The sequence below is a fragment of the Clostridiales bacterium FE2011 genome (assembly GCA_017569305.1).
Taxonomy (GTDB): domain Bacteria; phylum Bacillota; class Clostridia; order Christensenellales; family Aristaeellaceae; genus Aristaeella.
In genome coordinates this window covers 3,521,893-3,543,095 of sequence record CP069418.1, presented here as the reverse complement: position 1 = coordinate 3,543,095, position 21,203 = coordinate 3,521,893, and the positions used below count along the sequence as shown (strand labels likewise).

Genomic DNA, 21,203 nt, shown 5'->3' with positions numbered 1-21,203 from the left:
GGATGGATTAATGCTTCAGCTGATATTGTTTACCGGGCAGGGCTTCAATAATGCCCCGGATCTGAAGGATCGTGAGTGTGCTCATCAGTACGGAAGGATTCATCCCCGTACAGTTTATAAGCTGCTCAAAGCTCAGAGCCCCCGGCTTCAGTGCTTTTATGATTGTTTCTTCTTCCGGCGTGGAGGGCTTATATCCCTGCACGCATTCGCTATTTTGCCTTACTGCGGAAGGATTGTCAAGCCAGTGAAGATCTTCAAGGATATCATTGGCACTTGTGAAATAAAGACCGCCTTCCCGCAATAGCTGATGATTTCCTTCAAAACAGTCTGAGGAGGGATCGCCCGGATAGACGAAAACATCCTTCCCCTGCTCCAGCGCATGATTGACCGAGGTCATACTGCCGCTGCGGATTCTGGCTTCCATCAGGATCAGTGCCCGGCTCAGCCCCACAATAATACGGTTCCTTACAGGAAAATGCCAGCCCAGCGCCTTTTCACCCGGTGCGTATTCACTGATGATCAGTCCGTCCCCGGCCAGAATGTCGTCATGGAGAACCCGGTTATCTGCCGGATAAACGCGGTCCAGGCCGTTCCCGACCACCGCGATTGTCAGCCCTTTCCCATCCAGGCATCCCCGGTGTGCGGCGGCATCAATGCCGCAGGCCAGTCCGCTGATGACGGTTATGCCCTTTCTGCCCAGGTCTTTCGCCAGTTTACCTGCGGCTTTCTGTCCTGTATAGGAAGCGGCTCTGCTGCCCACAATGGCCAGGGATCTGCCCCTGAGGCAGTCCATGTTTCCCTGCAGGAACAGGATGGCGGGAGGATCATGAATTTCATGCAGTGAAGCTGGAAAAAGCGCATCTGAAAAAATCAGGGATCTGATTCCATGACTGTCCATGACCTTTTTGTATTTTTCCAGGTTTTCCTTTGCTCCTGTGGAATACAACACCTGATAAAACCGATGGGAAATGAGCTCTTTCAGTTCCACGTCATTCCGGCAGACGGCCTGATGGCATGCTTCAGACGTACCGTAACGGTCCAGCAGCTTTCGGACTGCGTAAGCCGGCATACAGGCGGAAGCAAGCCATGCGTCATATTCGTATCCGTATTGCGGCACAGGATTCATCTCCAATACTTCTGGTCAAGTTCCCGATACTGAACAGCTTCCGCAATATGTGCGGAGGAGATCGTCTCTTCCCCGGCCAGATCGGCAATGGTTCTTGCTACTTTCAGGATTCGCTGGTAGGCACGCATGCTCAGGTGCAAGGAATCAACTGCGGCGTTCAGAAGGGCGGTTCCTTCAGCGTCCGGCGTGCAGAACTGTTTTACTTCTGCGTTGGAAAGCTGTGCGTTGCAGTATTTTCCCGTCCCTTCATATCGCTTCAGCTGGATTTCCCGAGCTTTGCGTACTCTGGCAGCAACAACGGCGGATGATTCAGACGGCTGGGAATCATTGATTTCATTGATGGGTACAGAATCCACTTCAATCTGAAGGTCTATTCTGTCCAGCAGCGGACCGGAAACACGGTCCAGGTATCTCCTGATTTCCGGAGGTGTACATCTGCATGTGCGCCGGTTGCTCCCGTAAAACCCGCAGGGACAGGGATTCATGGCGGCAACCAGCATAAAGGAAGACTGATACTGGGCCTGGCGCCTGACCCTTGCAACGGATACGATTCCGTCTTCCAGCGGCTGCCGGAGGGCTTCCAGTGCGCTTCGGCTGAATTCAGGCAGTTCATCCAGGAACAATACGCCGTTATGTGCCAGGGAAACCTCACCGGGTTTGGCATCCTGTCCGCCGCCGATCAGGGAGGCAACAGATGCGTTATGGTGCGGCGCACAGAATGGCCTGTTAACCATCAGTCCTTTTCCCGCCTGCAGTTTTCCGCAGATGGAATGGATCCGTGTGGTTTCAAGGGATTCTTCAAAAGTCATCGGAGGCAGGATTCCGGGTATGCATCGCGCCAGCATGGTTTTGCCGCTGCCGGGTACGCCGATCATCAGCATGTTATGGCCGCCGGCTGCGGCTACTTCAACGGCCCGCCGGGCGCCTTTCTGGCCTTTGATCTGGGCCATGTCCACCGCAGGAACCGCTTCGTTTTTCAACGCTTCAAACGAAACCTGCTTTTGCTCTTCCAGTTCTGCTTTGCCCTCAAACCAGGCAATCACCTGCCTCAGGTGAGAAACGGGAAGAATCCGGATATCCTGGATGCAGGAGACTTCACAGGCGTTTTTCTCCGGCAGGATCACTGTGCCGATGCCGTTTTCCTTGGCGCTGATGACCATGGGCAGGGCGCCGTTAATGGGCTGTACGCTTCCGTCCAGGCTGAGTTCTCCGAAGAGCGCCACGGATTTCAGGTCTGCCGGCGGATCAGGGATCAGGATGCCGTCAGCAATCATCATGCCCACTGCAATCGGCAGGTCGAAGGAAGGGCCTTCCTTCTTTGTGTCTGCAGGGGCCAGGTTGACTGTGATCCGTCTGGGATTCATTTGCTTTCCGCTGTTGATAATGGCCGCGTTGACCCGGTCCTTGCTTTCCTTCACAGAAGCGTCTGGAAGGCCGATGATTTCAATACCGGGCATGCTTTCTGTGCCGAACACTTCCACATGAACCTGGTAACCGTTCACACCTGTCACGCCGAAACTCAGCAGACTTGCCATGATTCCCATTGCGGTTGATTCCTCCACTGGTCAGTTTTGATTCCTCTGAAAGCAGTGCATGCGATGATTACGGGTTATACCAGATTCTCAGCAGATGGTTTCCAATGTCAAGCCAGCCTTTACAGACATTCAGGCCGCAGGCGTACGGGAAAAGAATGATAAAGAACACGGCTGCCGCAATCGCAAAAGCTGCGGCAAACAGACGGAAGTTAAGCCTGTATTTCGGGTCGTCCTGGTCAAAGGATACTGCAATCGCAGTCATGATGAACGGTAGGCTTGCGAAATAATGGTATATATAGGTTCCTCTGGGAACCAGCACCCAGGGCAGATACTGGGCCAGGAAACCGATCAGGATAAAGGAATAACGGAAATCGGAACTGCCAGTCCGGATATGCCAGAGGTAATCAGTACCTTCCAGCTGGTATCTTCTGGTCTGTGCGAAGCGGAACAGGCAGTACGCAAGCGCAGCCAGTCCACCGTACCAGATCACGGGATTCCCGAAGCAGAAGATACTGTTCCGTTTTGTAAATCCTGCCGGGATGTATTCCTGTGAAGCGTAATACATGGGTTTGCCGATGATCGGCCACTCCCACCAGGGAGAATAGAAGGGATGATTCATTCCTAGCCCCGGTTCACTGTGATAATTGAACATACCGATCTGGGCTTTGATCACTTCTTTGATATAATCTGTCAGGCTGGTAATCCTGCCGGACAGATAGGCAAAGTATGGAATATAAGACAGCAGATAAATGATCACAGGAATCAGGATAAAGAACAGGATACACCAGAGGCAGAGGATCAGCGTCCTGCGCAGTGCGGAACGGAGCTGATCAGCGTCCGCTTTGGAAGCACTGCGGATGACCCGGTAGCAATGGGTGAAAAAGAGGAACGCAAGTCCGGCTCCGGCGTAAATACCGATCCATTTGCTGGCAATGGACAAGCCCATGAACAGACCGCTGAACAGCAGCGGAAGGATGGCTGCGGACTTCTTCTCCTTCAGGTAGTCGGTCTGGATAAAACGCAGCATGAAGAAGTATTCGAAAATGATAAACAGTACAGGGAAACTATCGATTGTTGCAATCTGGGTCTGTGTCAGGTGCTGGCAGTCCAGCGCCATCAGCAGGCAGGCCAGGGCGGCTATACTGGTTTTCTTACTCAGCTGTTTGACAAGCAGGTACATCCCGGGCAGCATCAGGATTCCGGCCACCGCTCCGGCAAAACGCCAGCCGAACGGACACATTCCGAATGCAGCAATGGAAAGGCTGATCAGGATTTTCCCGAGGGGCGGATGGCTTGTTTCATAGGGTGCTTTTCCGTGAAGGAATTCAAAGCCTGTTCTTGCGTGATAGATTTCATCAAAATAGCTGCTGTTCCACCAGCCGGGCTGTGCTGCAGCTTCAGTGGTCTCCTGGCTTTCCGGGAAAGCGGGCAGCCGTTCCAGTGTATCCTGTTCGTCAATCAAAGACGCAGGATCGGAATACAGCACAGATTCAGGTTCTGCCCCTGTCTGATCCAGTATCCGGACAGGCAGCACTTCTCCGTCCTCATTGCGGAAAAGCACTTCATTCAGCGTCAGGCCGATATAATGAGCTTTCAGTTTCACATATCTTCCGCTGAAGCGAACCACATGATCCAGGTTTGAACTCTGGAAAGTCACATTTTCGTTTTCGTCAGTATAGGAAAGAATCACATATTTCCATTTCCAGCACTGCCCCTGATCCATCTGGGCCCAGACGTCGTCTTCCCATTCTTTCCTGTCTTTGCTGACGGAAAAGGAGAAATTGCGGCTGCTGACCTGGCCAAAATAGAGAATTTCGAAATTATCCCTGTATTCACCCAGGTCAAAGACAATCTCCTCTGCCGGGCTGCTGGATATCCATGCGGTCTGCGGAGCCTTTGTGCTTCCAAGGGTCAGCAGGCTGATTGCGGCATAGACTGCCGTAATGACGGAAAGCAGGATTGTATCACGTTTATTCCAGTGCAGGGAACGGTCAAACCATCGGAAGCTTCTGCGGCTGTCCTGAACTGCTCCCTGATGGATGGTTTCAGCTGTCAGGTTTGTGTCAGTCTCTTCAGCATTCAGCAGGACAGGCTGTTCGGCTGCAACAAGGGTTTCCGGTTCATTGCCCGTCAGAATGCTTTCAGTTTCGACTTCACAGCCGGATATGGATTCAGGTATGGCTGCTTCTTTTTCAGTTTCCGGAACTTCAGCATCAATTTCTTCTGCAACAGGAATGTCCTTGTACAGTTTCGTGCTGAGCCAGACCGCGTACAAAGCGCCGGAAATATTCAGAAGGCTGATCAGATCGGCAAGCACAACCGTATCCGGGTTCAGGTGGCCGAAGGAGGAACCCAGGCGGATGCTGTTGTCCAGTACGATTCCCTCATTGATAAAGGTCGTAACGGAAAACAGCACCAGGACGTAAAGAATACGCCTGTCCCTGAACAGCGTCCAGGCTGCCGCAAACAGGAGCAGCGCAGGGAAAATATAACGTTCGTGCATCTTGACGCCGAAAACGTACAGCAGCACGTAGAGCAGGCCTCCGAGCCACGGGAGGAGACGAATGTCTTTCCGGCGGATTGCGGGAGAAAGGACAATGACAAAGGCGAATCCCATGGCAATTCCGCCGGTCAAAGCCCAGGAAGCCCTTACGAAGGCGCAGATGATAAACGCGCTTGCAAACAGGAAACTGATAAGCGTTTCAATCAGGAGATATTTCTTTTCTTTGGAACAGAAATGCCACCACAATCCGTAACCGATGCAGAGCAGTCCCAGCAGGACAGGAGCAAGGATATGGGCTTCATTCGCAATGGCGTTCCAGTTCCCGCCAAGGATATAGTAGAAGTTGGCGGTGTTGACCGTGGCGTAGGGATAGGATTCCAGGGTGCGTTTATACAGATTGATCAGCCAGTCCCAGTTCTGCCGGAGGCTGAAGGGAATCACGCCTGCGGCAAGTGTCAGAATACTGATCACGGTACCGTACAGGATCGGTTTGCGGGATTCCGGCTTCCGGACATAGGTAATCAGGATGTATATCAGCCCCAGCGGCCCGAGCATCAGTGCCTGCGGTTTGATCAGCACTGCGATTACGTACAGCGGCAGCGCTGTCATCCACTTCCCTTTCACGGCCATTACAGAGACAGCCAGCAGGAGCAGGCACAGTACGCTGTCCATCTGTCCCCACGCGGCACTGTTCAGGATGGCGGCAGGGTTGAATAAGGACGCAATCAGGAAGAAATAAGGGGCATATCCGGATGTTTCATGCTCCCTGACCATCAGCCGGTAGACAATAAAGCAGCCGATGAGGTCACACAGACAGGGCACAAACCGGAAAATGACCCGCTCCAGCATGGGTCCGGCATGCAGAAGCCTGGATATTTCAGAATTCAGGGCCAGCACATAGGTGTACAGCGGCGGATAATCACAGAAATTGGTGTCCTGGTAGAATCCTGTCGGTCCGGAGTTCGCCATGGTCTTTCCCCAGCTCAGGAAGCAGTTCACGTCAACCATGTATCCTTCAACCAGGGAGCTGATAAGGATCCGGAGAACAAGCGCCGAGAAAAACAGAGCAGAAAGCAGATACGGAGAAATTTTCCGGCTGATTGTAATCTGCTGTTTTTTACGCTGCTCATAATGATAGACAGCAAGCAGCGCAAAGGCGGTATATACAAGGCTGATCAGGATCAGCCAGGCTGTGGCCGGAATGGCTTGCAGCGGATCCTCATATTCGTCGTCGTTATAGGAATCGGCGGATTCCCGGTACCACATGTCAGCCACCAGATCGCCGGGTACGCTGTCTACTTTGGTCAGGGACAGGTTGGAGAAGGAGGCTTTACCGGAGCAGATGCCGCTGTATCCGCCCAGCCGGGCAAAAACAACGATATAGTCCTGGTCCGGTCCTGTTTCACCGTAATATTCGATGTATTTCCATTCGCCTTCTGTATCGTATACCTTGTCGCTGAAAGCGTATATGCCCTCAATGCTCAGGTTGGCGCCTAGGCCGCCCTCAATGCCGCTGGCACGGATGTATCCGCTGAACTTGTATAGGGAATCCGGCTCAACTTCCACAGCCTGGGCAAAGCGGGCGTCATTTTCAGCGATATTCTGTATAGTGATGACGTGCTCATGTCCGGAATCGCCTTCAGATACACCGAATACTGTATAACCGGCATCCAGGTAATATGCGTCGGTAAACCAGTATTCAGGCATCCCGTCGCTGTCCAGCTCAGAGAAATCGGCGTTTTGAAGCAGGTTCTCCCCTTCAGCGCAGCCTGCTGGAACAAGGGCAAAAGCCATCAGAAAAGCAATCAGGAACAGTATAATCCGTCTGGATAAAACCAATCGACAACGCATCCTTTCATTAACGGTAAAACATGCCGCCCGGCTGAAATGCATTGGGGATATACAGCATATCGTCCGGATGAACTTCTATAACATCAAAACGAACAGCTTTTCCAAGCCATTCCCTGCGCATCAGATAAAGGGTCGCCGCCCTGGAAATGCGCCTTTGTTTCTGCAGGTTGACCGTGGCAATACCGGTTCCGGGCAGGGAGGTCATCCGGGTTTTGACTTCCACAAAAACCACAGTATCCCTGTCCAGCATAATCAGGTCAATTTCGCCTGCCTTGGTTTTGTATCTGCTTTCAAGGAGGCGCATACCATAATGCTCCTCCAGCCACTGCGCGGCGATCTCTTCCCCAAGCAGGCCGGTTTCATAGGTCCATTTCATATGAAATGAGTGATGAAGCTTCTGCGGTGGACCGGACAGGGGCCGATCCGTTTCAGCGCTTCGATATGTTCTTTGGTTCCGTAGCCCTTGTTCCGCGCGAATCCGTAATCAGGATAGAGCCGGTCAAGTTCGATCATCTGCCTGTCTCTGATTACCTTTGCCACGATGCTTGCCGCAGCGATGGAATAGGAAGTGGCGTCGCCTTTAATGATGGGCATTTCTTTCCCCTTCAGCCCGAGTTTGGTCACCGCGTCGATCAGGAATATGTCGGCCGGAACATCAGCCGCGGCTTTTCGCATAGCGTTCCGTGTTGCCTCCAGGATATTGATCCGGTCAATCTCTTCCGGAGAAACCTCTCCCACGCCGACGTACAGCGCATTGGCCATAATCTCGTCAAATACTTTTTCACGCCGGCTTTCGCTCAGCTTTTTGCTGTCGTCAATCCAGATGATAAGGGGATCCTCCGGCATAACAACGCAGGCGGTAACGACATTACCGGCCAGGGGGCCGCGGCCGACCTCATCCATGCCGGCAACGACCACGCCAGACTGTTTGTACTGCCTGTCAAATGCCATCAGCTCAGCTGCGTGCTGACTACGGTCAATCATTGTTTTCAGTATCCTCCGTATTGGTTTGCGGCGGTGCTTCAAAAGTAATTCTGCCCAGTTTTCCGGCGCGGTATTCGTCCAGCACCACGCTGCAGCACCGGTCATAGTCAAAGCGTCCGCCCTTCAGGAGCCATCCCCTTCCGGCACATACAGCTTCCAGCAGCTCCGCGCCTTTCAGTCCTGTATCCTTGAGATGGAATCTTTCGGAAACAGTGTCGGGAACCAGAACGCATAATTCTTCCAGCAGGCTGATGGTCAGTTCTGCCGTGTCCACAATGTCATCCTTTATGGAGCCGATATAACACAGCCTGCGGGCGGAAAGCTGGTCATCCAGCCGGGGCCAGAGCAGGCCGGGTGTATCGAGCAGTTCCAGATATGGGGATATTTTGACCCATTGATTGCTTTTTGTAACGCCGGGGCGGTCTCCGGTCTGGGTAATGGATCGGCCGTAAAGCCGGTTGATCATGGTGCTTTTTCCGACGTTCGGAATACCGGCAATCATGGCCCGTACTGTTTTCCGTACACCCTTCTGCAGCGCTTTGTCAACAATTTCCTTTGTCGCCTGTTCAATCAGGCTGACGGTTTCCTTGCCTTTCATCATGCTGGCATTGGTCAGGTGCGCTTCAATCCCCTGTCGGCGGTAATACTGAAGCCAGCGCTTGTTCATACCGGGATCGGCCAGGTCGGATTTGTTCATAAAAAGCAGATGACGCTTCTGTGATATCATTTTTGCCAGCTCCGGATTCCTGCTGGAATAAGGCAGCCGGGCGTCGCAAAGTTCAATGATCAGGTCAATTCGTTTAATCTGATCCTGGAGCAGGCGTTTGGTTTTCGCCATATGTCCGGGATACCAGTTGATTCTGTCCTTGTTCTCGCTCGTTGTAATCACATCCTTATCTGATGGATTATTCCGGTCAGTACTCTGTATGACCGGGCTCCGTATCCTTCATTTATCTGTTCCCAGAAAAAATCACTTCATTATATTATGAAAAAAAAGACCATCAGTCAAGGCGAACAAAAACAACTCACTGTATGATCTGTACACAGAAAAAAGCAGCCTGATTATCAGGCTGCGGAATCGTTCAGTTTGACGAATTCAAAATCGTAATGTCTTTCCCCGTATTGTTCGAGCCATTGGCAGATAGTTGTTTCAAAGGATTTCCTGATATCCTCCCAGGCCCTGTCTGAATGCTGCTTTTCACTGATGTACTGTTCCCTGCATTTCAGCTTCTGCTCGTTCAACAGCGTCTCAACACTCTTTTCCACTGCTTTGGAGAAAAAATTGTTTTTGTTGATTTCAAGCGCTTCAATTCCGTCATTGAGTACCTCCGGATCCGGAAGCTCAAAAATGATCCTGTCGCTGTCTGTTGTCATAACGACTTTGCTCAGGTCAATGCCGACACTGGCAGTATAGCGGTAACGGATGGTGGTTGTACCGACAGTGCCCAGGATGATTACGTTGGTCTTGGCTTCAAGAACGCCTTCTTCATCAATGGTGGTAACTTCGAGCCGCTTGCTTGATTCCAGCTTCTGTTCCAGGATCATGCTCTGGACCCGGATCTCGCCCGTGGCGTCAGGCAGCAGCTGCCGGATCCAGGTACGGGCAAACGGAAGCAAGGCAATCACAATGATGATTACCAGTGCTTTTGAAATCACGGATAATGCCCATTTTCCGGTCTTCTTCATGGTTTTTTCCTCATGCCGCGGTCATCATGGCCAGCAGCGGAATCAGTCCGTAGGTAATCAGGAAATAGAGGACAGTAAGAATGCCTATCAGCATAAAAAACAAGCTGATAAAGGACATACGATGCCTTCTTTCTCTTTCCGGTGGCTCGTGAGGCGGACGCCGTTTAAAAAATGGTCTCATCTTACTCACACTTTCTGGTCGTTTGCTGTTTTACTCGGACTGGGAAAGGTCATCCAGATAACCTCTTAACAGCCGGTAAAGCGGTGCGAGAGTACGGAAATCCTTTCGGACTTCCTTCAGGATCCGGTCGGAAAACGCCCACTGCCAGACCGGACTGTATCTGCCGACATATATTTCTCTGCCGGTATACCATGGTTTCAGCCGCTGCGGGATCTCATCCGGAATATCCATTCTCTTGAAAAACGAACCGTTCAGGATCAGTTTGTGTCCTGGAAGATCAAGGTCATCAAGCAATGCCAGGATTCCGTCAGGATTGGCTCTCATGCGCTTCCGGAACAGATCCATCAGTTCACGGTTTTCACCCCATATACCCATTCCCCAGCTCAGTCTGTCCGGACCGAATTCAAAGTAGTAAAACAGGCTCTTATCCCTTGGCTCTCCTGCTCTTCTGAACAGAAACCAGAGATGATCCCTGTAAGGGCTTTTATCTCTGGAAAAACGCGTATCGCGGTGGATGCGCGACAGGCACTTGTAAGGCCGGATCTCCATCAGCGGATCTATTTTCCGCATCTCGTCGCCCAGATCCGTAATCATTTCATAAAACGGCGTCTGGACGGTCTCCACATACCGGTCATGGTTTTCATGAAAGTATGGGGTGTTGTTATGAAACTTAAGATCCAGAAAAAACTGAACAGTTTCATCGGTAAAGCCTGTAAACATGAGCACTCTCCTGCATTTAGATCTTTTGAATCCTGAAGAACAGGAAACAGACTCCGGTTTATTTTCTGATCACTACAGGTTTGGAACCGGTCATTTCAATGCTCTGCTCATCCGGCTGGCAGACGCCGACGTACAGGGCACAGTGTTCAACGGGAATCCGCTCCCCTTCGGAATCAATCACAGTGTATGTGAGCGGGTCGAGCGGAACGCTGACCGTGCCGGTTTCCCCTGCTTTCAGGCTGATGCGGCGGAAACCGCACAACCGGGGATGGACAGGCGCAAAGGGACTGTCACACTCCACATAAATCTGAACGAGTGCGTCGCCGTCCATCTTCCCGTTGTTGGTAATCTCTGCTGTCACTTCATTGCCGGTTATGGAGGCGCTGAGAACCTGATAGGAGGTATAGCTCAGGCCGTAACCGAAGGGATAGAGCGCCTTTCCGGTGAAATACCGGTAAGTCCGGTTATCCATGCTGTAGTCTTCAAAATCAGGCAGATCGCTGATATCCCTGTAGAATGTCAGGGGCAGGTGTCCGCTGAAGTTCTTTTCGCCGAAAAGGAGCTCTGCCAGCGCAGTACCGCCGGCCTGCCCGGGATACCAGGTAAACACTTTCGCGTTGCCGCCCGGAACATTCAGGCTGGAACCTGCAGTCACGACGGTAACCAGTTTTTTCGCGCTTTTTTCGAGCACATCCAGAAGACGACGCTGGGATTCGGGAATCAGCAGGTCCTTTTTGTCTCCGCTGAAATACTCGTTACCTGTATCGCCCTCTTCGCCTTCCAGGCCGGCGTCCAGTCCGACGCAGGCAATTGTCACATCTGCCGCTTCCGCGTACATGGCAGCTTCAGCAAGCCGGTCATCAGCCTGTGCCAGGCCGGAGGTGCGGTCTTTGAACAGGTGGCAGCCCAGGCTGTACAGCACGCGGATGCCATGCTTTTCAGCATACCGGCGGAGGCCTTCAAGGAAAGTTACATACCGGCTGCTGGTTCCGTTGTAATTGCCTTCCAGTGCGGGAATGCTGTCCGCATTGGGGCCGATCACTGCGATGGTCCTGATTCTGTCGGGATCCAGCGGCAGGATGCCGTCGTTTTCAAGCAATACCATGCTCTTCTCGGCAGCTTCCAGGGCCAGGGCGGCATGTTCGTCAGTATCGTTGTCTGTAACGGGAATGTTATCGTATTCACAGTCATCTGCAAACAGGCCGAGCATAAACCGGGTCGTAAACAGCCGCTCACAGGCGGTCGTGATTTCTTCTTCGGTGATCAGTCCTTCCTGCAGCGCTTCCAGGATATGCAGATAGGTATTGCCGCAGTTCAGGTCACAGCCGTTTTTCAGCGCCAGCGCGGCGCTTTCCGGTGCTGTAGCCGTTACTTTGTGATTGACATGAAAATCCCTGATTGCCCAGCAGTCGCTGACAACATGGCCTTTAAAACCCCATTTTTCACGCAGGGTCTTTTTCAGCAGGGTTTCACTGCCGCAGGCCGGTTCCCCGTTCACCCGGTTATAGGCGCCCATGACAGACTCAACCTCGCCTTCCTGAACGGTAGCTTTAAAGGCGGGCAGGTAGGTTTCATTCAGGTCCTTGGGATTGACGCGGGCGTCAAACTGATGCCGCAGGGCTTCCGGACCGGAATGAACGGCGAAGTGTTTGCTGCAGGCGGCGGTTTTCAGGTATTTTCCTTTTCCCTGAAGTCCCCGGATAAAACGGATACCCAGACGGCTGGTGAGATACGGGTCTTCTCCGTATGTTTCATGGCCCCTGCCCCAGCGCGGGTCACGGAAAATATTGATGTTCGGGCTCCAGACAGTCAGGCCCTTGTAAATATCCCTGTCACCGTGACGGCTTTGTCCGTTGAATTTGGCACGTGCTTCATCAGAGATAATACCGGCAATTTTCTCCTGCATATCTTCGTCAAACATGGCGGCCAGGCCGATCGCCTGAGGGAATACGGTGGCAGTACCTGCCCGTGCCACACCGTGCAGCACTTCATTCCACCAGTTGTATGCAGGAATACCGAGCCTGTCGATGGAAGGCGCGTCATATTTCAGCTGAGAAGCTTTCTCCTCCAGTGTCATACGGCTGACAAGCTCCTTCGCTTTCGCCGCTGCTTCCGTTCTGTCCCTCATTCTATGATCCTCCGATTCATAAATATCCAATTTATATATATTCCACAATATACAGTATGATTCCTTCCGGCTATCTCAATATATCAGGATATAAAAAAACTGCTGCATCATGCAGCAGTTTTTTCGCACAAATCAGACGCGTTTGACTTCCTTAATCTTGGCTGCCTTGCCCTGACGATCGCGCAGATAGTACAGCTTGGCGCGGCGAACCTTACCGTGACGGATCATTTCAACATGGTCCACACGGGGAGAATTGATCGGGAAAGTACGTTCAACACCAATGCCATAGGACACACGGCGAACCGTAAATGTTTCACGGATGCCGCCATTGCGCTTGGCGATAACAGTGCCTTCGAAAGCCTGCAGACGTTCACGGTTGCCTTCAACAACCTTCACCCATACGCGTACGGTATCACCGACGTTGATCTGGGGCAGATCGCTGCGGATCTGTTTTGCTTCGATGGAGCGGATAATTTCGTTCATGGTTTGTGCCTCCTTCCCTCATAGACGTTCATGACCCGGCGGTTCATCCGAACGGATGAATCATATGTTTCCGGACAGAGGACCGTCCGCATAACGACAAATATAATAACATAAATGTAAAGATCTTGCAAGAGATATTTTTCCTTACAGATCAATGAATTTTTCGAATTCGGGCAGGATGCCGATTCCGTCAGGATAATGGGCTGCAAACTGCGGAATCGCGTGAGACGGGAAACTGTTTCCTTCGATAAAAGTGGGCCCGTTCTCCGTAATGGCCACATCCCAGGCAATAAAACGCATCTGGGGTATTTTCTGCGCTGCATCCATGCACATTTTCTTCGCTTCTTCCCAGTAGGGAATCTGAAATCCAATTATGCTGGTATCAGTCATGGGATGTTTGATGAACGTATTGCCCTGCTTATCCGCGCCTACGGTACTCAGCCTGCCGGTATCAATATTAATCCTGGAGGCCATGCCGCCGCAGTCAACATTATCCATCACTTTTCCGTTGCCGATGCGCAGGAATGCATATACAATGCCCTGCTGTTTATCACCAAGCAGCGTAGCGATCCGGCAGGTATTGACGGATGTGGGGCAAAGGGCCGCCATCTTCGGATGCTGCCTGACGATTTCTTCCAGGATACCGATTCCGTCCTTTTTCAGCCGCGCAAGGAAGGCTTCCGGGCCGTCCTTCCAGTCTTCGGACGTGTATTTCTGGATTCCGACGCCGCTGGATCCTTCCAGCGGTTTGCCGATCAGCGCGTCAAAATTACGGCAGAGCGCGTACAGCTCCTCTGTGGAGGTATTGTCGTCAATGCGGATCCATTTCCGGGGGATCCATTCTTTAAAGAAAGTATTGAATTCAGTTTTATCGTCAAAAGTATGCCAGTATTCTTTCGGATTCATCCTCCGGACGATATTGTTGGAGATACCGCGTGTAATGACGGTTTTGCGCTGCTCGTCGTTCAGCTTGTACATCTGGGCGATTTTGTAGTCAATGTAGCCTGCGTTGTATTTGATGCCGCAGCGCAGCATATCGGTCAGAAGCCAGAGCCTTCCCTTTCCGCTGCGCTTTTTCAGCAGTCCGGTGGTTTTCCACATGGCTTTCCAGTCCATCTTTTTCAGGCGGTTAAAGAAATACTGTACTCGGGACATGGCGAATTCATTTCCTCTCTGTCAGACATTAAAGCGGAACAGGGTGATATCCCCGTCCTTCATGACGTAATCCTTGCCTTCACTGCGAACAAGGCCTTTTTCCTTGCAGGCGGCCATACTGCCGAGCTCTGCCAGCGTATCGAAGGGAACGATTTCTGCGCGGATGAAACCCTTTTCGAAATCGGTATGGATTTTACCTGCGGCCTGGGGTGCCTTCGTTCCGTTCACAATGGTCCATGCCCTGCATTCATCTTCTCCTGCTGTCAGGAAGGAAATCAGACCCAGCAGGCGGTAGCTGGCCGTAATCAGCCGGTCCAGGCCGCTCTGGCCGATGCCGAGCTCGCTCAGGAATTCGCTTTTTTCTTCCGGATTCATGGAGGCGATATCCTGCTCAATGGCAGCGGAAATCACGATGACCTCGGCATTTTCGGCCGCCGCGGTCTTCCGCACCTGGTTCACATAATCGATTTCTGAATCGTCTTTTCCGAGATCGTCCTCTGAAATATTCGCTGCGTAAATCACCGGCTTTGTGGTCAGCAGGAACCAGCTCTGGAGAATCGCTTTCTCATCATCTGTGCATTCAAGCGTACGAGCCGGTTTTCCGGATTCCAGATGAGCATAGAGACGGTCAGCCAGTTCCGCTTCTGCTCCGGCTTTTTTATCCCCGCCGCGGAAACTTTTTTCGGCCTTGTCCTTACGCTTCTGGACGGTTTCCATATCGGCAAAAATCAGTTCAAGGTTAATGGTTTCAATATCCCTTACAGGATCGACGGAACCGTCTACATGGATGATGTTGTCATCATCAAAGCAGCGGACAACATGGACGATTGCGTCCACTTCCCGGATGTGTGAAAGGAATTTGTTTCCCAGCCCTTCGCCGCGGCTGGCGCCTTTCACCAAACCGGCGATATCCACAAATTCAATTGTGGTGGGAGTAACCTTCTTCGGATGATACATATCGGCGAGCACATTCAGCCGGTGATCAGGCACAAGCACCACACCAGTGTTGGGTTCGATGGTGCAGAAAGGATAGTTTTCAGCCTGTGCTCCAGCGTTTGTGATCGCATTGAACAGCGTGCTTTTTCCGACGTTCGGAAGACCGACAACTCCGAGTTTCATATATTTGGCTACTCTCCTTATAAATAGGTATATTTATGAACTTTCCGGCAAAAAATTATATCCGTTGTAGGATAAACAGTCAAGAGACGGAAGACCGGTCAATCTTTCCAAACCGGATCGGATATGATAAAATACATAAATCATCATGTTGGAGGTATGTCCTGATGTCTGTTCTGCACAGTGCTCTTCTTGGATTAATACAGGGACTTGGAGAATTCCTGCCCATCTCTTCCAGCGGGCATTTGCTGCTTGCCCGTATTTTCTTCGGTATCCAGACGGATACTCCCGCGATGAAGATGCTCGACATTCTGCTCCATGTCGGTACGCTGGTGCCTGTGCTGATTGTTTTCAGGAAAGAATGGCTGGATATGATCCTCCATCCTGTACGCAACAAAACGCTTCTGCTTCTTGTGATTGCTTCCCTGCCGACGCTTGGCGTATATTTTGCCGCTAAAAAAGCCTTCCCCGCCGTTAACGGTTTTGCTGTTTTTGACAGCGGCTGGTTCCTCGGCACGTCTTTCCTGATCACTGCCCTTTTCCTGATTATCTGTGACCGGATTGCCGTCCGCCAGAAGAATGGCAGCGGAAAAGTCGGCATTCTGCAGGCTGTTGTCATGGGTTTGTTCCAGGGAATCGGCATGACGCCCGGTATTTCCCGGAGCGGTTCTACGATCCTTGGCGGCGTATCAACCGGCCTGGACAAGAATACGGGTGCCAGGTTCTCTTTTATGATGAGCGCTCCCGCGATTGTCGGATCCCTTCTGATGGAAGGAAAAGACGCGCTTGAGGAAGGCTATCTCAGCGAGATTTCACTGGTGCCCGCACTGGTCGGTATTCTGGTGGCTGCCATTGTGGGATATGCCGCTATCCGTTTTATGCTGAAGGTTATTACGAAAATACCGCTTTCCTGGTTTGCGCTGTATCTTGCGATTATCGGTATAGTCTTCCTTTTCCTGCAGCTGAGCGGTAATTCCATTGTGCCGGCTTTTGCTGTACCGGCTGCGGTTCCCGCCGCGTAACAGGTTCTGATTCTGTGAATGTTTTGATTGAAGTGAGGTGGAGCATTTGAAAAGAGTAACAGCATTTTTGCTGGTTATGATTATGCTTTTTACCTCTGTCTCCGTTTCCTTTGCGGCCAAAAGCAAGGATCCGACGCCCACGGCAGAGCCGATTCCTCAGCCGACCCTTTCCCCTGATGCCCCCGAATATGATAAGGAACATCCTGAAAACCTGTCCCCTGATCAGCTTTATGCCCTTTCTGCTGTCCTGATGACACAGGATAAGGGAGAGGTCATTTTTGAGAAGGATGCCGATGAGCGGCGCTATCCCGCCTCCATGACCAAAATCCTTACAGTTCTGATAGCACTGATGTTTGTGGATGATCTGAATGAGACTGTCACCGTTTCCCAAACGGCAGTCAATGTGCCTCCGGATTCCTCCACCATGTATCTGAAAGTGGATGAGGAAATTCGACTGATTGACGTCATTTACGGCACTATGCTGCTTTCAGCCAATGACGGAGCCAATGTGATTGCTGAGGCTGTATCCGGAGATATTCCCCGCTTTGTGGATCTGATGAACAGGACAGCCGAGACCCTGGGCTGCATCAGCACACACTTTGTCAATCCCCACGGTTATCATGATGACAATCATTATTCAACCGCCCGGGATATGGCTGTGATTGCACGGGAAGCCATGAAAAACGAAACCTTCCGTGAGATCGTCGGCACCACTTCCTATCAGCTTCCCCGCACCAACAAACAGCGTGCCCGTACCATTACCACAAAAACGGAATACATGCTCACGGGCAGTGAGGAAAACCCGAATCAGTATTATTATGAATATGCAACCGGTATCAAAACCGGTTCCCATTCACATTCCGGATACTGTTTTGCGGGTGCCGCTTCCAAGGACGGGGTGGATCTGATTTCGGTCGTTATGTTTACCGGCAGAAAAGCACGCTGGGCAGATACCATCAAGCTCATGAATTACGGTTTCAGCCAGTATGTAAGCGTTACTCCGGTGGATCTTTACAACATGAGACCTATTAAACTGCCGACCTCCAATTACTCCACGTCTGATCCGGATAACGGAGAGATCACACTGGTCTGTTCCCCTGTCGGGGAAAATGCCCAGATCGTTACAACGCAGTCCGACGTCAATCGCATGGCGGACAATCTGCGGGATTACGTGGCTTTTGATTTCAGGGGTGATCTCCAGGCGCCTATCCAGGCCGGTGAAGAAATCGGCACCATGACCTGGTACAATGATAAGGGAGAACCTTTTGTCTATTCGCTGACGTCTTCCCGTTCCGTTGAAAAGCGGGACAACGCCCCCAAAACAATCGATGAAATCATTGCGGAAACCTATGCTGATCCCAATCCCTTTCCGCCTTTCAATTTCGAGTTCGTGCTCATTCTGTTCGGACCGCCGCTGGTGCTGATTGGCATCATTGCGTTCCTGGTTATTTCCAGGAAAAAAAGGAGCGGGCATAAAATGCGCGCTCCCAAGCCTGTGAACAGATATGTAAAATAACCAGTTTATTCCTTGTCTGTGCCCTTCGGAAGTATAATGGAAAAGATGGAACCGCATCCGGGTTTTGAACGAACCCGGAGCTTTCCTTTATGTGCGACTACAATGATTCTCGCAATGCTCAGCCCCAGGCCGTGTCCGCCGGTTTCCGACTGCCTTGCCTTATCACTCCTGTAGAAACGTTCAAAGATCTTCGGCAGCTCTTCCTGTGAAATACCTTGCCCTTCGTCCTTCACCGACAGGCAGCAGTTACCGCCCTGCTCGTTCGTACAGGACAGCGTTACCGTTGAACCTGGCGCGGAATACTTGACCGCGTTGTCGCAAAGGATCCGCAGCACTTGTTTCATCATATTTCTGTCCGCGGTGATTGTAAGGGGATCCATCCGCGTTGTATCAAAATGATATCCGGTATGAACCATGGTTTCTTCCTTTTGAATTTCCCGGATCAGTTCTGTCGGGTCAAAGGAAGACATTTCCATCATCAGAGTTTTCTTGTCATGCCGTGCCAGGAACAGGAGGCTTTCCACCAGATCCTTCATGCTTTCTGTTTCCTGGGAGATGGCGGTTATCCCTTCATCCAGGATTTCCGGATCGTCCTTGCCCCAGCGTTTCAGCATGTCCGTATATCCACGGATAACCGAGATGGGCGTTCTCAGCTCATGGCTGGCGTCGGAAACGAATTGTTTCTGGCTGTTATAGCTGCGTTCAATCCGGTCCAGCATCCTGTTGATGACCGTTGCCAGGTCTTTCAGTTCATTTTTGGTTCCCGCAATATTGATGCGGTTGGAAAGGTTGCTTTCGGACAGGGTTTCCGCCATGGAAGTAATATCGCGGATCGGGGCCAGCACCCGTTTGTTCAGTCTCTGGTCGTGCCGGAAGAAATAGATGATACGGAACAGGTCGCACAGCAGCAGTCCGCCCATCAGGAGCATCCAGGTGATCCACAGGTAATGGATATTCAGGGTCACTATCCAGTTCCGGCTGTTTTCCGTATAAAAGAAACGGAACTGCTGCTGGCTGAACATCCTGCCGAACATGAGGGACATATTACGGGAAAGCCGCTGGAAGAAGTCTTCTTCCGGAAGCTCCCCGGTCATCTGCGCTGTCAGGTATCCCCTGCTTACTGTCTGTGGTTCGGCTTCCCCTGCAGGTTCTTCTATCGCCTGCTCTGTTTCAGTCCTTTCCGCTTCAATGACCCGAACGGGAATCAGCTCCTTCAGTTCCTGGGAAACCGGAATGGCGATGCAGAAACAGAAAACAATGGACAGAATGATCGCAACAGGGATAAAACTGCGGAACAGCTGGAAACAGTAATGCAGGGCTATCCTGAAGGCCAACGACAGCCTGATCCGGCTGACGCCGCCGTGCAGGCTTCCGCTCACCTTGTTTGCCAGCACAAGTTCGCGTTCCGTGACGTCCTTCTGTTTCGTCTTTTTGTTTTTGATTTTATTCTTATTCTTGTTCTTCTTCATAATCGAATAAATATCCTACGGAACGAATGGTATGGATGGTCTTGATGTTGAACTGATCATCGATCTTGTGCCGGAGGTAACGGATGTAAACGTCGACAATATTGGAGTCTCCGAAGTAGTCGTATCCCCATACTTCGTTCATCAGTTTATCCCGGGTAACGGCTGTTCCCTTGTGTTCCATCAGGTATTTCAGGGTGTCGAATTCCTTTTTGGTCAGCGATACCTGCTCTCCCTTAACTTTCACCTGCCAGGAGGCTGTATCGATGCTGATGCAGCCTGCTTTCAGGATGTGGTCATCTTCCGGTACTGCCGGCGTATTCCGCATACGATTTTTCTTCAGCGCGACACGGATTCTTGCCAGTAGTTCCTCAATGGCGAAGGGTTTTGTCACATAGTCGTCCGCTCCCATATCCAGCCCCATCACCTTGTCGGATACGTCATCCTTGGCTGTCAGCATGATGATCGGCACGTCGCTTGTGTGACGCAGCCGTCTGCAGACTTCGATGCCGCTGAGTTCCGGCAGCATAAGATCAAGGATCAGGAGATCGGGATTTTCCTCCAGTGCGGTATCAAGCCCGCTTCTGCCGTCAAACGCTGTGATAACGTCATATCCTTCATGTTTCAGCTCCAGCTCCAGAAACCGGGCTATTTTCTTTTCATCTTCCACAATGAGTATCTTCGACATCTGAATCCTGTCCTTTCCCTGCTCCGGAATAGCATCAGAAACGGTAACCTGTCAGATTACCGTTTCTGCTCTTTATCATCAGCCGATGGTAACGGAAGAATATCCGTCTTCATCATCGTTTGTTTCAACGTTGCCGTCCCGGGTTTCTGTCTGAACCGGAACCTGGATCGTCGGTACGCTGGAGGTGGCTGCGGAGTATGCGCTGTGGGCGTTCACTGCGGCAGGATTGCTGTTGAAGAACGAATCCATGGTTTCTTCAATTTCCTTGGCCTGCTGCTTTAAGCTTTCGGAAGCTTTATCAACGTCCATTTTGATTTCTTCCTTCTTTTCAGGCTGCGTTTTCTCTTCCTTGAAGAGATGGGAAGCCGCGGAAGTCTTGGCTGCATGTCCCTTGGACTCTTCTGTGATGGTGTGAACGACGCTGGATACGGAGGTTTTTGCGTTCTGGGCAGCGTTTTTCACCATTTTCTCCAGGCTGTCTGTGGAGAATTCGGGATCCATACCCGTAAAGGAAAACTGATAGCCCAGGATCATTGATACAATCACGCCGGCGATGGTCATATGCGGCGCAAGCAGCAGGCACAGTCCTGCAAACAGAACGGATACGTTCACAATGCTGGTATCGCCCTTGCGGATTTTGACCCGGCTGCGGTACAGCTTCTGCAGGAAGCCCAGCGCCTTGTCTTTGGTGTCATTCTTCTTTCCGGTTTCGCTCATGGTACGTGTTCCTTCTTTCTCAGTGTTATCTTCTTTCAGTCTGCCGCTTTTTTCAAGATCGATCAGAGCCCTTGCGAGATTTCCGTTGTGATAATCAAGCAGAGCGACGGCTTCCTGATAACTCAGACCGCTTTTTTTCCTGAGCAGTTCGATGTCCTCGATGGTGTAAGTTTCCATCTGATGCTCTCCTTTCCTGCCGTTCCTTTCGGCAATGGTATAATATCACATATTTAATCAGCTGTTCTGAAAACCAGGCAAAAAGAATATGAAAATCAGATTAAAAGATTCATACTGTCATGTAAGAATGAACCGGAACGCAATAATCT

At 51.3% G+C, this 21,203-nt stretch carries 17 protein-coding genes; 2 read left to right on the top strand and 15 right to left on the bottom strand.

Annotated features, from left to right (window positions below):
* Window positions 1–7 precede the first annotated feature (7 nt).
* The 12 genes from dprA to ychF all read right to left on the bottom strand — a co-directional run bounded on the left by dprA (window position 8) and on the right by ychF (window position 15,471).
* Window positions 8–1,132 (bottom strand): DNA-protecting protein DprA, encoded by a 1,125-nt coding sequence (dprA, locus tag JRC49_15910; GenBank protein ID QTE71237.1) that lies wholly within the window; start codon window positions 1,130–1,132, stop codon window positions 8–10.
* Window positions 1,123–2,664, bottom strand: a complete 1,542-nt coding sequence (locus JRC49_15905) for a YifB family Mg chelatase-like AAA ATPase (GenBank protein QTE72905.1) — start codon at window positions 2,662–2,664, stop codon at window positions 1,123–1,125. The genes dprA and JRC49_15905 overlap by 10 nt, the downstream gene beginning before the upstream one ends.
* 64 nt (window positions 2,665–2,728) lie before the next feature.
* Window positions 2,729–6,958 carry a glycosyltransferase family 39 protein gene (locus tag JRC49_15900; GenBank protein QTE71236.1) on the bottom strand — a complete coding sequence of 1,410 codons (4,230 nt, stop codon included), beginning with the start codon at window positions 6,956–6,958 and terminating at the stop codon, window positions 2,729–2,731.
* A gap of 64 nt (window positions 6,959–7,022) precedes the next feature.
* Window positions 7,023–7,391 carry a YraN family protein gene (locus JRC49_15895; GenBank protein ID QTE71235.1) on the bottom strand — a complete coding sequence of 123 codons (369 nt, stop codon included), beginning with the start codon at window positions 7,389–7,391 and terminating at the stop codon, window positions 7,023–7,025.
* Window positions 7,388–8,104: a ribonuclease HII gene (locus JRC49_15890; protein QTE71234.1), complete on the bottom strand. Its 717-nt coding sequence runs from the start codon at window positions 8,102–8,104 to the stop codon at window positions 7,388–7,390. The genes JRC49_15895 and JRC49_15890 overlap by 4 nt, the downstream gene beginning before the upstream one ends.
* Window positions 7,992–8,837 (bottom strand): ribosome biogenesis GTPase YlqF, encoded by an 846-nt coding sequence (gene ylqF, locus JRC49_15885; GenBank protein QTE71233.1) that lies wholly within the window; start codon window positions 8,835–8,837, stop codon window positions 7,992–7,994. The genes JRC49_15890 and ylqF overlap by 113 nt, the downstream gene beginning before the upstream one ends.
* Before the next feature lie 227 nt (window positions 8,838–9,064).
* Complete coding sequence (locus JRC49_15880) at window positions 9,065–9,685, bottom strand: DUF4230 domain-containing protein (GenBank protein ID QTE71232.1); 621 nt, start codon at window positions 9,683–9,685, stop codon at window positions 9,065–9,067.
* Between the two features lie 211 nt (window positions 9,686–9,896).
* Window positions 9,897–10,586 carry a DUF2461 domain-containing protein gene (locus JRC49_15875; GenBank protein QTE71231.1) on the bottom strand — a complete coding sequence of 230 codons (690 nt, stop codon included), beginning with the start codon at window positions 10,584–10,586 and terminating at the stop codon, window positions 9,897–9,899.
* Window positions 10,587–10,644: 58 nt separating this feature from the next.
* Entirely contained in the window at window positions 10,645–12,714 is a 2,070-nt protein-coding gene (locus JRC49_15870) for a glycoside hydrolase family 3 C-terminal domain-containing protein (GenBank protein ID QTE71230.1), read from the bottom strand.
* Window positions 12,715–12,846: 132 nt separating this feature from the next.
* Window positions 12,847–13,197, bottom strand: a complete 351-nt coding sequence (gene rplS / locus JRC49_15865) for a 50S ribosomal protein L19 (protein ID QTE71229.1) — start codon at window positions 13,195–13,197, stop codon at window positions 12,847–12,849.
* 144 nt (window positions 13,198–13,341) lie between these two features.
* Window positions 13,342–14,352, bottom strand: coding sequence for a hypothetical protein (locus tag JRC49_15860; GenBank protein QTE71228.1), 1,011 nt, complete (start codon window positions 14,350–14,352; stop codon window positions 13,342–13,344).
* A gap of 21 nt (window positions 14,353–14,373) precedes the next feature.
* Window positions 14,374–15,471, bottom strand: a complete 1,098-nt coding sequence (ychF, locus tag JRC49_15855) for a redox-regulated ATPase YchF (protein ID QTE71227.1) — start codon at window positions 15,469–15,471, stop codon at window positions 14,374–14,376.
* 164 nt (window positions 15,472–15,635) lie between these two features.
* On the opposite strand from ychF, the gene JRC49_15850 reads away from it, so the two are divergent.
* Window positions 15,636–16,490: an undecaprenyl-diphosphate phosphatase gene (locus JRC49_15850; protein QTE71226.1), complete on the top strand. Its 855-nt coding sequence runs from the start codon at window positions 15,636–15,638 to the stop codon at window positions 16,488–16,490.
* A 76-nt stretch (window positions 16,491–16,566) separates the two neighbouring features.
* Window positions 16,567–18,006, top strand: a complete 1,440-nt coding sequence (locus tag JRC49_15845; protein QTE71225.1) for a D-alanyl-D-alanine carboxypeptidase — start codon at window positions 16,567–16,569, stop codon at window positions 18,004–18,006.
* A gap of 5 nt (window positions 18,007–18,011) precedes the next feature.
* Here JRC49_15845 and JRC49_15840 read toward each other — a convergent pair whose 3' ends face one another.
* The 3 genes from JRC49_15840 to JRC49_15830 form a co-directional block, all read right to left on the bottom strand.
* Entirely contained in the window at window positions 18,012–19,475 is a 1,464-nt protein-coding gene (locus JRC49_15840; GenBank protein ID QTE71224.1) for a HAMP domain-containing histidine kinase, read from the bottom strand.
* Window positions 19,456–20,160 carry a response regulator transcription factor gene (locus JRC49_15835; protein QTE71223.1) on the bottom strand — a complete coding sequence of 235 codons (705 nt, stop codon included), beginning with the start codon at window positions 20,158–20,160 and terminating at the stop codon, window positions 19,456–19,458. The genes JRC49_15840 and JRC49_15835 overlap by 20 nt, the downstream gene beginning before the upstream one ends.
* Before the next feature lie 78 nt (window positions 20,161–20,238).
* Window positions 20,239–21,054, bottom strand: a complete 816-nt coding sequence (locus JRC49_15830; GenBank protein QTE71222.1) for a DUF4342 domain-containing protein — start codon at window positions 21,052–21,054, stop codon at window positions 20,239–20,241.
* Window positions 21,055–21,203: the final 149 nt, after the last annotated feature.

What these genes read in the sequence shown, in the direction of transcription:
- JRC49_15900 (QTE71236.1), bottom strand. Translation starts at nt 6,958, where the DNA reads ATGGCTTTTGCCCTTGTTCCAGCAGGCTGCGCTGAAGGGGAGAACCTG.
- JRC49_15895 (QTE71235.1), bottom strand. Translation starts at nt 7,391, where the DNA reads ATGAAATGGACCTATGAAACCGGCCTGCTTGGGGAAGAGATCGCCGCG.
- JRC49_15890 (QTE71234.1), bottom strand. Translation starts at nt 8,104, where the DNA reads ATGACCGGTGCTGCAGCGTGGTGCTGGACGAATACCGCGCCGGAAAAC.
- ylqF (QTE71233.1), bottom strand. Translation starts at nt 8,837, where the DNA reads ATGGCGAAAACCAAACGCCTGCTCCAGGATCAGATTAAACGAATTGAC.
- JRC49_15880 (QTE71232.1), bottom strand. Translation starts at nt 9,685, where the DNA reads ATGAAGAAGACCGGAAAATGGGCATTATCCGTGATTTCAAAAGCACTG.
- JRC49_15875 (QTE71231.1), bottom strand. Translation starts at nt 10,586, where the DNA reads ATGTTTACAGGCTTTACCGATGAAACTGTTCAGTTTTTTCTGGATCTT.
- JRC49_15870 (QTE71230.1), bottom strand. Translation starts at nt 12,714, where the DNA reads ATGAGGGACAGAACGGAAGCAGCGGCGAAAGCGAAGGAGCTTGTCAGC.
- rplS (QTE71229.1), bottom strand. Translation starts at nt 13,197, where the DNA reads ATGAACGAAATTATCCGCTCCATCGAAGCAAAACAGATCCGCAGCGAT.
- JRC49_15860 (QTE71228.1), bottom strand. Translation starts at nt 14,352, where the DNA reads ATGTCCCGAGTACAGTATTTCTTTAACCGCCTGAAAAAGATGGACTGG.
- ychF (QTE71227.1), bottom strand. Translation starts at nt 15,471, where the DNA reads ATGAAACTCGGAGTTGTCGGTCTTCCGAACGTCGGAAAAAGCACGCTG.
- JRC49_15850 (QTE71226.1), top strand. Translation starts at nt 15,636, where the DNA reads ATGTCTGTTCTGCACAGTGCTCTTCTTGGATTAATACAGGGACTTGGA.
- JRC49_15845 (QTE71225.1), top strand. Translation starts at nt 16,567, where the DNA reads ATGATTATGCTTTTTACCTCTGTCTCCGTTTCCTTTGCGGCCAAAAGC.
- JRC49_15840 (QTE71224.1), bottom strand. Translation starts at nt 19,475, where the DNA reads ATGAAGAAGAACAAGAATAAGAATAAAATCAAAAACAAAAAGACGAAA.
- JRC49_15835 (QTE71223.1), bottom strand. Translation starts at nt 20,160, where the DNA reads ATGTCGAAGATACTCATTGTGGAAGATGAAAAGAAAATAGCCCGGTTT.
- JRC49_15830 (QTE71222.1), bottom strand. Translation starts at nt 21,054, where the DNA reads ATGGAAACTTACACCATCGAGGACATCGAACTGCTCAGGAAAAAAAGC.